We start from the raw sequence: 12,917 nt of genomic DNA, 5'->3' as shown, positions 1-12,917 counted from the left end.
GGAGGCGAAAAGACAGAAGCACGGCTTTTTTGATCCACTGATGGGTCACCCATTCGCCATGACGCTTTTCGGCAACCCGAAGCACGCCTTTATCCAGACCTTCAATGGTCTGGTGAACGGCATCACGCAGATCGGCGGGGGCCTGCTTGGGTGAAATCTCCGCCCGATTTTCCCAGGCAGCATCAATAATGGTTTCTAGACTCTGGCTCACGAAAACTCCTTCACAAATGGTTCAAATGGAAAATGCGGATAATGGATGGGTTTCCAGAAAATGCCGAATCCGCTCCAGTCCTTCGACGCAGTCCTCATGACTGCCGACCAGGGCAATGCGCACCCGGTCCTGTCCGGGATGACAGCCCTGCGCCTGCCGGGATAAATAAGATCCCGGCAGACAGCGTACATGTTCTTCGGCAAACAGGGCCTTCACAAAGGCTTCACCATTTCCGACCTGCGGCCAGAGATAAAAGCCACCAGCCGGGATTTCTACGGGTAGATGCTTGCCGAGAATAGTCCGGGCTGCGGCAAATTTTTGTGCATAACTGGCCCGGGTCTGGATGACATGGGTTTCATCCTGCCAGGCACTGATGGATGCTGCCTGAATAAAAGGTGGCATTGCCGCACCCAGATAGGTCCGATACAGGACAAAAGCCTTGAGTATTTTGGCATCACCAGCTACAAAGCCGCTGCGCGCGCCGGGAATGCTGGAACGCTTGGAAAGACTGTGAAAAGCCAGCACATTATCCAGACTGCCGGTTTGTGCGGCGGCTTCAAGAATGCCAGCGGGGGCTTCTACGCCGGTGTACAATTCACTGTAACATTCGTCTGCTGCCAGTACGAATCCATGTTGACGGGATTTCTCAATAAGCCACTGCAGGGTTGCGCAAGACAGTGTCGCCCCTGTGGGATTATGGGGCGAATTGATATAGAGCAGGGCACAGCGTGCCCAAACGGTTTCATCAATCGCTTTAAAATCGGGCTGACCATTCGTGCCACAATTCAGATAATAGGGTTCTGCTCCGGCCAGCAGAGCCGCACCCTCGTAAATCTGATAAAAGGGATTGGGCAGCAACACCAGCGGCTGAGGTTTTGCGCAGGCGGGTAACACGGCCTGGGCGATACTGAACAGTGCCTCACGACTGCCATTGGCAGGAATGACCTGGGATTCGGGGTTCAGAAAACCGGGCGGCAAATGAAAGCGTTGGCTGGCCCATTGGGCAATCGCCTGACGCAGGTGCAGTTCACCCAACACCTTGGGATATTCCGTCAAACCATGCAGATGCTCAATAATTGCTTCACTGACAATTCCCGGTGCCGGATGGCGCGGCTCGCCAATGGAAAAATCTATCAGTTCCCGGTCTGGAGGTGTCAGTCCGGCCAGTAACTGCCGCAGCCGCTCAAAGGGATACGCCTGCAGGGTGTCCAATAATGGATTCATGGAATGTGTTGTCATAGGTTTTGATTCTGGGGCATGGATGGCGTTTATGACAAGCCCTGATCAGCGACGGAGGAACTGAGACGCAGCTTGCCAATCCCGATATAATCCGAAAAATTCTTTCCGAAATTCTCCTTGGGACAGGTTCTCAGCAGACTGATGCCACGTATTATCATCCAGAACTTGCCGATTATGGCATTACTTATCGGTTCCAGCCTGTGGGGCGTGCTGTGGCTGCCTTTGCGCTACTTTAATGCGGCGGGGCTGCATGGTGCCTGGCTGATTCTGGCCATCTATCTGCTGCTGGCCCTGCCGGCAGGATGGTGGTCCTGGAAGCGTCGCGGGGATTTGCGGGGGCATCATTGGACCCTGATCGGACTGCTGGTTTTTGGGGGCTGGACCAATGTGGCTTTTATGCTGGCACTGGTCCATGGTGAAGTAGTCCGCATCCTTTTGCTTTTTTATCTTTCGCCGGTCTGGGCAATTTTTGCCGCCCGGATTTTTTTGCGGGAAGCAGTGGGGTGGCGTGGTGCTTTGGCTGCCGCCCTGGCGGTTGGCGGGTCGGCGCTGGTTGTCAGTCATGGTCAGGGCTTTTCTGTAAGTGATCTGAGTACCAACGATCTTTTGTCCATTTCCTCGGGTTTTGCTTTTGCCCTGAGCAACGTGGTGCTGCGTGCCGATGAGTCGCTGGGAGATATGCATCGTGCCACTTCGGTGTGGTGGGGCTGTGTCCTGTTGGCGCTGCCTTTTGTCTGGTTCCAACCCTGGCCCAGTCTTTCCCCAATGCAATATCCCTATTTACTGGGGTTTTCCTGGCTCTGGATTGCCGGTGCAACAATAGCCATTCAGTACGGGGTGGCGCGCATGCCGGTCAGTGTGTCTGCCGTGATCATGCCCTTTGAGGTGATTGTCGGGGCACTGTCTGCCTGGTGCTTGGCAGGGGAAAAGCCCGGCTTGCTGGAAGTGCTGGGCGGCGTATTGATTCTTTCCGCCGCGCTGTTGCAAATCACCCGAAGCCAACAGCATCCGGTTTCATTGGGCGGTGTGGACATGGAAAAGGGCGGGCTGCAGTAATTCACTACGGGTAATGATTTGATCAGCCTCCCAGTTTTCCGGGGGATGTTGCGCCTCCACATAACCCCAGCCAGCTGCCCAACACTGCGTACCCGCCGCGCGGCCCGCCAGTATGTCGCGATGATCATCGCCAATCATGAGGCTTTGTGTGTTTTCGGCGTCCAGTTGCTGCAAGGCATGGCGAACTGGCAAAGGATCGGGCTTGGCACGGGCGGTGGTATCGCCACTCACGACGACTCCGGGGGCCACCGGCAACGCCAGTGCCGCCACTAGGGGCGTGGTCAGAAACCCCGGTTTGTTGGTGACGATCCCCCAGGGGGTTTTGCTTTCATCCAGCCAGTGAAGAACCTGCACCATGCCGGGAAACAGGGTGCTCTGTTCACAAATCCGCGACAAATAGTCTTCCAGAAATATTTCCCGCAGGACCGGAAATTCACGGTCTTCAGGTTGCAGTCCAAACGCGACCCGCAAAAGTCCACGTGCGCCCTGGGAGGCTGCCGGGCGCAGGTCAGCCAAGGGCAGGGCAGATAGTCCGCGACTTTCACGCAGCCGGTTGGCCGCCGCCGCCAGATCCGGGGCTGTATCTACCAGGGTACCATCGAGATCGAAAAGTACTGCGCCAAATTGGGTCATTTTCGGGTGTGCAGGAGGTAATTCACGGTCACGTCATCATTCAGGCGCGCCAAATGACGGATGGGATCATAATGCATGCCCTTTAATGTAAGGCTCTGTAACTGTGCCTTGCGGGTCATGGCAATGAGTTCGCTGGGACGAATGAATTTTTGATAATCGTGGGTGCCGCGTGGCAACAAACCCAACACATACTCGGCACCCACAATAGCCAGGAGGTAACTTTTGGGATGGCGATTGAGAGTCGCAAAAAAAGCATTGCCGCCGGGCTTCAGCAGTTTTGCACAGGCGGCAACAATGCCAGCAGGATCAGGGACATGCTCCAGCATTTCCATGCAGGTCACGACATCGTAGGACCCGGGCTGTTCCTCGGCCAGCTCCTCTACAGCCACCCTGCGGTACTGCACTTGCAAGCGCCCGAGTTCGGCGTGGGCCTGCGCCGCCGCAATGCCATCTGCCGCCAGATCAATGCCCGTAACGTGAGCACCCAGCCGGGCCATGGCTTCTGCCAGCAGACCGCCACCGGTACCCACATCGAGAACGTGCTTACCGCGCAAACCCTGACAGCCCCGGGCGATAAAGTCCACGCGCAACGGATTGATTTCATGCAGTGTCCGGAAAGGTCCGGCAGGGTCCCACCAGGTGCTGGCGAGCGCATCAAATTTGCTGACTTCGGCCTGATCCATGTTCATGTATTTTGATCCTTGTCGCGAATGCGCTTAACCCATGTTTGCGCGCGGCTGAATAATGCCTGCTCTTCCCAATCCACCGCCTGACCCTGACGAATACGGATTTGGCCATCCACCCAGACGTGGGTAATCTGATCACGTCCGGCACAGTAAGCGACCTGAGAGACCGGGTCATAGACCGGAAAGGTGGCCGGGTGGTCGAGGGAAATGGCAATGCAATCCGCAGCCTTGCCGGGTTCCAGGCTGCCGGTCAGGTCTCCCCAGCCGATGGCTTCGGCACCTCCCAAAGTAGCTGCTTCCAGAACTTCCCAGGCCGGGAAGGCCGTCGGATCGCCGCTGAAACCTTTGGCCAGCAAGGCCGCAGTGCGCAGTTCACCGAGCATGTCGAGATCGTTATTGCTGGCAGCACCATCCGTACCGATGGCCACCCCGATACCCTGCTCACGAATACGGGCCACGGGGGCGATGCCGGAACCGAGTTTAAGATTGGATTCCGGGCAGTGGGCGATGTGCAGCCCGCTATCCCGACAAATCGTCAAGTCATCAGCGTCCAGTTGGGTCATGTGTACCGCCAGAAAACGCGGATTCAAAAGACCCAGCTCCGCGAGCCGCGCAAGGGGACGCCGACCATGCTGAGCGAGACTTTCTTCCACCTCATGAGCGGTTTCATGGACATGCATGTGGACGGGCAGTTGTTCGGCTTCAGCCAGTTCTCTGGTACCCCGTAAACCGGCGTCAGCAACGGTATAAGGTGCATGGGGTGCGAGACTTTGGCGGATCAGCGGCATTTGCTGCAGGCGGGGGAGAAGATCAGCGGCCGCTTGCAGGCAGGCATCGGCATTTGCGGCATAAGCCGTGGGGAAATCGATGATGACATGCCCGATGTGGGCACGCATACCCATGTTCTGAGCACTCCGGGCGGCGGCTTCGGGAAAAAAATACATATCATTGAAAGTGGTGGTTCCGCCACGCAGCATTTCTGCGATGGCCAGTTCCGTACCCATGCTGACAAATTCCGGGCTGACAAAACGTCCTTCCACGGGCCAGATGTGTTCGTTCAGCCAAGTCATCAGGGGCAGGTCATCGGCGAGCCCGCGCATCAAGGTCATGGCTGCATGCGTATGGGCATTGACGAAACCGGGCATCAACACATGCTGCTCCAGTGCCGTGTTTTCTGCTGCGCTATATGCCGCATGAATTTCGTCCCGGGGACCGATAGCGACAATGCGCCCCTGCTGGATGGCCAGTGCATGATGGTGCAGCAGTACGCGGGGACGCACCGGAATGACCCAGCGCGCACTGATAATTTGATCGACCACTGGTTTTGCAGCGTGTTGTGATGGCACACCCGACCTCATGACCTGATATTAGGGGTGCCTCATCTTAACACGGGGGCGCTGGCGTGAGGCAATTGTCCCGTTGGTTGGTCCTGTGCCGTTTTCGGCTTCAGCCATCCAGTGCCCGTTGAATGGCTCGGGAATAAGCCCAGACAGTGGCTGAATAATACACGCTGGGATTGTAGCCCATGATGGCGTAGAAGTTGGGGTAGGCAATAAACAGTGTAGGACCTTCGGCAGTTTGCAGGCGGAGCAGGCCAACGGGGGTGTCAGCAGGCAAGGATGCGGGTTCTTCCGGCTGAATCCCGGCGGCCAGAAGCTGCCCCAAGGGATGCTTGCCGTGCAGGAAGGCGGCAGTGTCGATCCCGCCTGAACCCGCCACTCTGGCCATGACCGGTTGCCCTGGCTGCCAACCATGGCCCAGAAAGAAATTGGCCGTAGAGGCCAGCACATCGGCGGGAGATTGCCAGAGATTGGGCAGAGGACCGCCAGGAGGATCATTCCAGACAATGCCGTAACGCAAATAACTGCTGGCCAGGAATTGCGACATCCCCATGGCCCCGGCTTCAGAACCCATCAGGGTTGCTGGTGACACCCCCAGCTTTTGGGCCAATTTCAGGGTTTCAGCAGTTTCATGCAGAAAAAACCGGCGGCGCCCCGGCAAAGCCAGTGAGAGGCTAAGGTTGCTGTTCAGTACCGAAAAGTTCCCCATGAAGGAACCAAAGCCAGTTTCAATATTGAGAATACCCATCAAAATCGATCCGGGAACCCCGTATTTCTGGCTGACCTGCTCAAGCAGGGCACTGTGCGCATTCCAGAACTGCAATCCCCGGTTAATCCGGTCAGGATGCAGAAAACGGTCTCGATAGCGCCACCACGGATACGGGGCTGAGGGCTGCTGGCTGGGTGGCGGCGGGGTCATCAGCGTTACGGCGCGGGCATTGAAGCGGGCGTTTTGCATGGCTGGAATGACATAACTGGCCGGCAGGCCATCGTTTATCTGTAAATGACAGGCAATTTCCTGGAGTTGCCGTTGGTATTGCTGAGGGAAATTGGGAAAATAAACATCCCGTACGCAGGAAACCGGCGGAGCAGGGAGCATGTTTTGCGCCTGTTGGACGGTTAATGGCTGAGTTGTGGAAGTTGAAGCGCTGGAACCCGGCATGGTCTGGGCGGTAGGGTTGCTGACGGTACCAGTAGGCCCGACTTCGGTGGCACAGGCCGAAAGCAGGATAGCCATGATGCTGGTACTGAAAATGCTTCGGATGATGGATTTGAGGTGCATGTGCTCACTCGTTGTCTTGTTGAAATTTGGATCGGATACGTGTTCAGTTATCGCGCATGGCCAGTAATTCTCTGGGCATGGGCCGTCGTACACCATCCAGACGTTCAGCCCAGTAAGGGATTTGCAGGCTTTGCACGGCGACACCCTGGCGTCGGTTCAGTGCGCTGACAAACTGTTGCCCACCGATGTAAATCCCTACATGCGAAAAAGGTTGTCCCATGGTATTGAAAAACACCAGATCACCAGGGCGGATACGACTTAAGGGCACGGAAGGCAGGGCAGCGGCCTGGGCAAAAGAAGTTCTGGGAATGTCCACACCAGCCTGCTCCAGCACATATTGAATGAGGCCGCTGCAGTCAAAGCCGGTCTGGGGAGTGTCTCCTCCCCATCGGTAGTCCTTGCCGATTTCCGAAATGGCATGTACCAGAACAGCATCCAGAGTAGTAGCTTCAGCGTGCTGCACATAATCGGAGGATCGTACCGGGGGCTGGGATAGGAGTGGGGAAGAAGAAGGGCTATTGGGGGCCATGCTGGCACAGCCACTGAGCGTCAATGTCAAAAACAGAAGAGTTACTCCCCCCCGTTTGAGGGGACTATTCGCAAACATAAAGTACTGCCTTGACATAGGCGTCTTCCTCATTCTTTTTTCTAAGGAAAGTAAATAGCCTAATTCTTGTGATTTGGCAAGAGAGGCTAACCATGGGAGACAAACTGCTGGTTGACCTGAATGGCTGCGATTGGTATTTTACGCGCTCTCTGGAACCGTTCGGCATCCAGGGCGGTTAGCTCAGTGGTAGAGCACTGCCTTCACACGGCAGGGGTCACAGGTTCGAACCCTGTACCGCCCACCAAATAAAACTTAATAAGCAACTCAGCCGCTCTCCAATGATGTGGCTCTGGCTCAGTACGACGGGCTAATCTGGCTGATATAGCGCATAGCCGTGCCTATTGGATGACCTCCAAGTTGATATTCGGTTACAATCAAGCAGGAAATAATATTACCAACTTTTCAACTGACCGTTTTTTCTGAGGATGTTGCTGATGACAACAGGTTATCCGGGTTTGCGCGCTTTGACTGTCGGTCTGCTGCTGGCGGGGCTCGCGGGTTGCTCCTCCTACATGCCTTACGCAGGACCGCGTGCCGGACCCGTGGAGAACGTGGCCCACAATAAGACCTTGCGCGGCATTCAGCTGGTCAAGGTGGATTATGCGCTTGCCCATCAGATTCGGATTCGGGCGGATACACCTCAGTTAAACCTGCTGCGCGACTTCAGTAACCCCAATCCGCGACTGTATACGGTGGGGCCTGGCGATACCCTGCAGGTTTATATCTGGGAGGCACCACCCGCCATGCTTTTTGCTTCTGCCGGAGCGGCAAACAGCACTACGGGTTCCGGTTCGGTGATGACCTCCATTCCGGAGCAAATGGTGGGTAGTAATGGCGATATCATCATTCCTTTTGCCGGTAAAATTTCCTGTGCCGGTAAAACCCTGGACGACATTGGTGCTGAAATCCGTGCCCGGCTGAAAAATATGGCCCATGATCCCCAGGTGGTGGTCCGTCTGGTCAGTAACCATGCCCAGAGCATTTCCGTAGTCGGCAATGTGCGTAAAAGTACCCAGGTTCCGCTGATTCCTGGCGGAGTCAGCGTGCTGCAGGCGCTGGCGGCAGCGGGCGGGGTCGATAAACCGGTGAACAAGGTCACCATTCAGCTTTCTCATCAGGGGAAGGTGTTGCAACTGCCTCTGGAAGACGTGATTCGGCACCCCGAAGAAAATGTTTCCTTGCGGGCAGGGGATGTGATTACGGCACTTTATCAGCCGCTGCATGTGACCGTCATGGGAGCGACCACTCAGACCAAAGAAATTGATTTTGAAGCCTCGGGTATCAGTCTGGCACAAGCTCTGGCCAGAGCAGGTGGTTTGAATGGCAATGAAGCTGATGCCAAGGCGGTATTTGTTTTCCGCCTGGAAAAACCCAATTTCCTCACCAATTGGCCAGAACCGCTGCAAACCAATGCCGAAGGGGAAGTGCCCGTGGTGTTCCGCTTTGACTTCAGCAATCCTGCCACGCTTTTTGCGGCACAAGAGTTCCCTATCCAGAACAAGGATCTGATTTATGTGGCCTCGGCACCTATTACCGATCTTCAGAAATTCCTGGGCCTGATCGTGCAGATTGTTTACCCGATTCAGGGCCTGAGTACGGCGGGCATCGTCAAGTAAGCATTTTATGGCAGATCTTGGCGAAGCCCCGGTTTATATAGATATTACCCGGCTTGTCCACCGTATGCGCAAGGGGCGCATACCGACCGGGGTAGACCGGGTGTGTCTCGCCTATGTTGGTCACTTCCATGGCCGGGCACAGGCCATGATGATTCATAATGGTGTGGCGGTTGCCCTATCGGTAATCACCTCCATGACCCTGTTTGATACTTTGCAGGCCTGGGCGCATGGGCAGCGGCATGGCAGTCTTGCCAAGACGGTTGGGTACATGTTGAAACTGGCCTTTCGTCCGGTAAAATCCGGCAGCTGGGTTTTGAACATGGGCCACAGTGGGCTGGACCGACCCAGCTATCTGGCCTGGCTGCGTCGCAAAAAAATGCGTCTGCTGGTGATGGCCCATGACCTGATTCCCGTGACCCATCCACATTTCTGTCAGCTCGATGCAACCCAACGCCATGGAAAACGCCTGCAGGTGATTCTCGGGCAGTCGGCAGGTATTGTCAGCAATTCGCAGCACACCGCCGAGGCGCTTCGCGACTATGCAGAAAATATCAAGATGTCGATACCGCCGATGGCGGTCATACCCCTGGGTACGCATTTAAGGCGTAGCCCGGTCAGCGGTCCCGAAGTTGCGCCGGCAAGGCCCTATTTTGTGGTGGTGGGAACTCTGGAACCCCGAAAAAACCATGCTTTCCTGCTCTATCTCTGGCAACGTATGATGGCGGAGTGGCGTTGGAATCATATTCCCCAATTACGCATTATTGGCCAGGTAGGCTGGATGTGCGGCGATTTGCTGTATGAATTGCAGCATAATGAGCGATTGAAAGAACACGTCGAATTTCTTCCGCACTGCAGTGACGCAGAAGTGCTCGCGCATCTTCGTGGCGCTCAGGCCTTACTTTTTCCTTCGCATGCTGAAGGATTCGGGTTGCCTTTACTGGAAGCTCTGGAATCAGGGGTACCGGTGTTGGCCAATCCGCTGCCCGTATTTGCGGAAATAGCAGGAAATATTCCGGAATATCTGGATACGGATGACGAAGCAGTCTGGCTGCAGGCTATTCGCGATTTCAGCGAGCGTGATCACGAACGCCGTCAACAGCAGCTGCAGAGAATAAAAGGTTTTGTTGCCCCGACATGGTCTGAACATTTTGAAAAATTCGAACGATTTGTGAGTTTATTGTGAAAAAAGTTGCAATTATTGGTTATGCCTCCCGATTACCACAGTGCCGAGACAAAGGCAGCTTCTGGCAACATTTGTTGACGGGAGATGATCTGATCACCCAGGTAGCCGAAGACCGCTGGGCGCAAGAGTATCTGCAGCACCCGCAACGCAGTCATCCTGGCACATCAGTCACTTTTGCCGCCGGTTCATTGGGTGAAGTATCGGGTTTTGATGCCGGTTTTTTTCGCATTTCTCCGCGTGAAGCCGCTGCCATAGATCCCCAGCAGCGCCTGCTGCTGGAAATGAGCTGGGAGGCCTTTGCCCATGCCGGCATCCGCCCTGAACATCTGCGTGGCAGTCGCTGCGGCGTGTTTATCGGGCTGGCCAGCACCGACTATGCTTCGCGGCTGGCGGATGATCTGGCCGCCGTGGATGCCAATACCGCCACGGGCTCAACGGCCAGTATTGCGGCGAATCGGCTGTCTTATTTTTACGACTTGCGGGGACCCAGTTTTATTGTAGATACCGCCTGTTCTTCGACGCTGGTAGCCTTTCATCAGGCTTGCCAGTCGATACTGCACGGGGAAACGGATCTGGCCCTGACCGGAGCCATCAGCCTGCATCTGCATCCTTACGGATTTCTCATTTTTTCCAAAGCCTCCATGCTTTCCAAACGTGGACGCTGCCGCCCCTTTGATGCTTCTGCAGATGGTTATGTGCGTTCCGAGGGCGGAGGAGTATTTATCCTCAAGGATCATGCACAGGCACTGCGCGATGGTGACCGGATCCTGGCGGTGGTGGCCCACAGCGCCATCAATACGGACGGGTACAAATCCGGTTTGACCATTCCCGGAGTCAATACCCAGCAAAGCCTGTTGGAACAGGCTTACGCCGCTGCAGGAATTGATCCCCGGCAACTGGATTATCTGGAAGCCCATGGTACCGGGACTTCCATAGGGGATCCGATTGAAGTGGAAGCCATTGGCAGGGCATTGGGTATCCATCGCGATGCCGATCAGCCACTACCCATCGGTTCCGTAAAAAGTAACATCGGCCATCTGGAAACCGCCTCGGGTATTCCGGGTTTGCTGAAAAGTATTCTGGTCCTGCAAAACCGTTTGATTCCGCCGACTATTGGGATAGAAACCCTTAATCCCCGACTGGCTTTGGATACCTACCACCTGGAAGTGGTGCAGCGTATGCGTCCACTCCGTGCCGAAGGCCCCTTGCTGGTGGGGGTTAATTCTTTTGGCTTCGGGGGTGCCAATGCCCACATCATTCTGGAATCCGCCAAAGTCCCGCGCCAACGCCGATCCCCGCGCTGGCGGAGTTCGGCCGATGGTCATAAACCGCTTTGTCTGAGTGCGGCTACGCCCTCTGCGCTGCAAGCCGTGGCTCAGGACTTTGCAGACTGGCTGGCGACTGCGGACCAGGAGAAACTTTATGCGGCACTGTATCAGGCCAATTTCCGCCGGGCCTGGCTGGCGCAGCGCGTTATTTTCTGGATGAACCCTCAGGAAAACATGGCCGCGCAACTGCGTGCCTTTGCTGAAGGAAAGGGCGACAGCGTCGCTGCCCAGGCCATGGAAAAAATACAAGGACCGGTATTTGTCTACTCCGGCAATGGTAGTCAATGGGCAGGCATGGGGCAGGCACTGCTTCAGGACCCGGTGTTCGCCCGCAGCATCGCTGAAGTGGATCATTACTTTGCGCCGCTGGCCGGTTACTCCCTCCACGCTGAACTGGCTGGAAATCTGGGCGACGACCGCTATATAGCCACTGAACAGGCGCAACCGGCCCTGTTTGCCCTGCAGGTTGGCATTACGGCCATGCTCCGTGGCGAGGGAATTGTGGCGGCGGCAGTTGCCGGTCACAGTGTTGGCGAGGTGGCTGCTGCCTGGGCCAGTGGTGCCCTGACTTTGGCCGAGGCGGTGCTGGTCATATACGAGCGGAGCCGTTTGCAGGGTCAGTCGCGAGGGCAGGGGCAAATGACGGCAGTCGCGCTTTCAGCCGATGCGCTGATACCCCATCTTCACGATTGGGGTCTGGACCAGAGCATAAGCATTGCTGCCTGGAACAGTCACCGGGGGGCAACCGTGGTTGGCAGTAGCGTAGCGCTGGGTGAACTGGAGAAAAAGTTCCAGGCTCAAGGTGTCGGCCATAAACGGCTGGATATCGATTACCCTTTCCATAGCGCCTGCATGGACCCGCTCCAGGCGGAGCTGATGGAAGTTCTGCAGGAACTGAAACCGCAGGCAACGCAAATTCCCTTTATTTCTGCGGTCAGCGGAACGGTGCTTGCCGGTGAAGCCCTGGACGCCGACTACTGGTGGCGCAATATTCGTGAGCCCGTCCGTTTCCAGCAGGCAGCCGCCGTCGCTCTGGAACAATGGAATCTGTTTGTAGAAATTGGTGGTCATGCAGTGCTGCGGGGTTATCTGCAGGAGGCAATCACCGCAGGTGGACAGGAAGGGCGGGTGATTCCCACCCTGCGTCGCAACGAAAATCATCCGGAAGCCATCCGTCAGACCCTGGCGGCACTGTGGCTGGCTGGCGTTGAGCCCGACTGGAAGCGGTATTTTCCGGTTCGCAGTTCGCTCGTGGATTTGCCCGATTATCCCTGGGAACGGGAAAGGCATTGGCATCAAACGACCCCGGAATCAGCAGGTACTTTATATCGTTATGCGGTGCATCCTCTGCTGGGGCATCCTGTGGCCGGACATCCGCATGAATGGGAACAAAGTCTGGACACGTCCCGCCAGGCTTTTCTGGCAGATCATCAGGTTGGGGATGGCGTGGTTTTCCCCGGCGCGGGTTTTGTCGAACTGGCACTGGCTGCAGCCCGGGAAAAACTGACGGAACGCCAGGATACCCGGGCCTGGACGGTGGAAGAGCTGGATATTCTTCTGCCTTTGCTGCTGGACAGTGCGCGCAGCAGGATCGTCCGCGTGGAGCTTCAGGAAGATGGTCATTTCCAGATTCGTTCCCGCAAGCAGATGGAAAACAACTGGGTCATCCATGCCAAGGGCCGGGTTCGTTTAGGGGCTACGCAAGGCATGACAGAGCGCAGTCTGCAAAGTTCAGG

10 protein-coding genes, 1 tRNA gene and 1 pseudogene are annotated in these 12,917 nt (G+C 56.1%); 5 read left to right on the top strand and 7 right to left on the bottom strand.

Features of this window, described 5'->3' with window-relative positions:
- Both dapD and dapC read right to left on the bottom strand, forming a co-directional pair.
- Nucleotides 1-211, bottom strand: a pseudogene (dapD, locus tag AC2VLY_RS17410) (2,3,4,5-tetrahydropyridine-2,6-dicarboxylate N-succinyltransferase); the annotation flags it as partial.
- A gap of 21 nt (nucleotides 212-232) precedes the next feature.
- On the bottom strand, nucleotides 233-1,435 hold the full coding sequence (dapC, locus tag AC2VLY_RS17405) for a succinyldiaminopimelate transaminase (protein ID WP_486922741.1): 1,203 nt from the start codon (nucleotides 1,433-1,435) through the stop codon (nucleotides 233-235).
- 156 nt (nucleotides 1,436-1,591) lie between these two features.
- On the opposite strand from dapC, the gene AC2VLY_RS17400 reads away from it, so the two are divergent.
- Entirely contained in the window at nucleotides 1,592-2,506 is a 915-nt protein-coding gene (locus tag AC2VLY_RS17400) for a DMT family transporter (protein ID WP_486893808.1), read from the top strand.
- On the opposite strand, the gene AC2VLY_RS17395 is transcribed toward AC2VLY_RS17400, so the two are convergent.
- From AC2VLY_RS17395 to AC2VLY_RS17375, 5 genes are all read right to left on the bottom strand, one after another.
- Nucleotides 2,465-3,139, bottom strand: a complete 675-nt coding sequence (locus AC2VLY_RS17395) for an HAD family hydrolase (RefSeq protein ID WP_486893806.1) — start codon at nucleotides 3,137-3,139, stop codon at nucleotides 2,465-2,467. The two genes, AC2VLY_RS17400 and AC2VLY_RS17395, sit on opposite strands and share 42 nt — an antisense overlap.
- Nucleotides 3,136-3,828: a bifunctional 2-polyprenyl-6-hydroxyphenol methylase/3-demethylubiquinol 3-O-methyltransferase UbiG gene (gene ubiG / locus AC2VLY_RS17390; RefSeq protein WP_486893805.1), complete on the bottom strand. Its 693-nt coding sequence runs from the start codon at nucleotides 3,826-3,828 to the stop codon at nucleotides 3,136-3,138. Before ubiG ends, AC2VLY_RS17395 begins: the two co-directional genes overlap by 4 nt.
- On the bottom strand, nucleotides 3,825-5,171 hold the full coding sequence (locus AC2VLY_RS17385) for a TRZ/ATZ family hydrolase (protein ID WP_486922740.1): 1,347 nt from the start codon (nucleotides 5,169-5,171) through the stop codon (nucleotides 3,825-3,827). The genes ubiG and AC2VLY_RS17385 overlap by 4 nt, the downstream gene beginning before the upstream one ends.
- 100 nt (nucleotides 5,172-5,271) lie before the next feature.
- Nucleotides 5,272-6,447, bottom strand: coding sequence for a lytic murein transglycosylase (locus AC2VLY_RS17380; protein ID WP_486922738.1), 1,176 nt, complete (start codon nucleotides 6,445-6,447; stop codon nucleotides 5,272-5,274).
- 43 nt (nucleotides 6,448-6,490) lie between these two features.
- Nucleotides 6,491-7,054 carry a C40 family peptidase gene (locus tag AC2VLY_RS17375; RefSeq protein ID WP_486893802.1) on the bottom strand — a complete coding sequence of 188 codons (564 nt, stop codon included), beginning with the start codon at nucleotides 7,052-7,054 and terminating at the stop codon, nucleotides 6,491-6,493.
- Between the two features lie 169 nt (nucleotides 7,055-7,223).
- Here AC2VLY_RS17375 and AC2VLY_RS17370 point away from each other — a divergent pair.
- The 4 genes from AC2VLY_RS17370 to AC2VLY_RS17355 all read left to right on the top strand — a co-directional run.
- Nucleotides 7,224-7,298: transfer RNA gene (locus AC2VLY_RS17370), tRNA-Val, on the top strand.
- 190 nt (nucleotides 7,299-7,488) lie between these two features.
- Nucleotides 7,489-8,670 carry a polysaccharide biosynthesis/export family protein gene (locus AC2VLY_RS17365; RefSeq protein ID WP_193650124.1) on the top strand — a complete coding sequence of 394 codons (1,182 nt, stop codon included), beginning with the start codon at nucleotides 7,489-7,491 and terminating at the stop codon, nucleotides 8,668-8,670.
- A gap of 7 nt (nucleotides 8,671-8,677) precedes the next feature.
- Entirely contained in the window at nucleotides 8,678-9,853 is a 1,176-nt protein-coding gene (locus AC2VLY_RS17360; protein ID WP_486922736.1) for a glycosyltransferase family 4 protein, read from the top strand.
- The coding region (locus AC2VLY_RS17355; RefSeq protein ID WP_486893801.1) for a type I polyketide synthase at nucleotides 9,850-12,917 on the top strand (3,068 nt) is incomplete at its 3' end. The genes AC2VLY_RS17360 and AC2VLY_RS17355, both read left to right, overlap by 4 nt.

The sequence above is a fragment of the Acidithiobacillus sp. TH-A36 genome, from assembly GCF_057473445.1.
The sequence above is the reverse complement of the archived record's forward strand: the minus strand, read 5'-3'. Positions and strand labels throughout refer to the sequence as shown.

Coding starts and splice junctions, on each gene's coding strand:
- dapC (WP_486922741.1), bottom strand. CDS start 1,435: ATGAATCCATTATTGGACACCCTGCAGGCGTATCCCTTTGAGCGGCTG.
- AC2VLY_RS17400 (WP_486893808.1), top strand. CDS start 1,592: ATGCCACGTATTATCATCCAGAACTTGCCGATTATGGCATTACTTATC.
- AC2VLY_RS17395 (WP_486893806.1), bottom strand. CDS start 3,139: ATGACCCAATTTGGCGCAGTACTTTTCGATCTCGATGGTACCCTGGTA.
- ubiG (WP_486893805.1), bottom strand. CDS start 3,828: ATGAACATGGATCAGGCCGAAGTCAGCAAATTTGATGCGCTCGCCAGC.
- AC2VLY_RS17380 (WP_486922738.1), bottom strand. CDS start 6,447: ATGCACCTCAAATCCATCATCCGAAGCATTTTCAGTACCAGCATCATG.
- AC2VLY_RS17375 (WP_486893802.1), bottom strand. CDS start 7,054: ATGTTTGCGAATAGTCCCCTCAAACGGGGGGGAGTAACTCTTCTGTTT.
- AC2VLY_RS17365 (WP_193650124.1), top strand. CDS start 7,489: ATGACAACAGGTTATCCGGGTTTGCGCGCTTTGACTGTCGGTCTGCTG.
- AC2VLY_RS17360 (WP_486922736.1), top strand. CDS start 8,678: ATGGCAGATCTTGGCGAAGCCCCGGTTTATATAGATATTACCCGGCTT.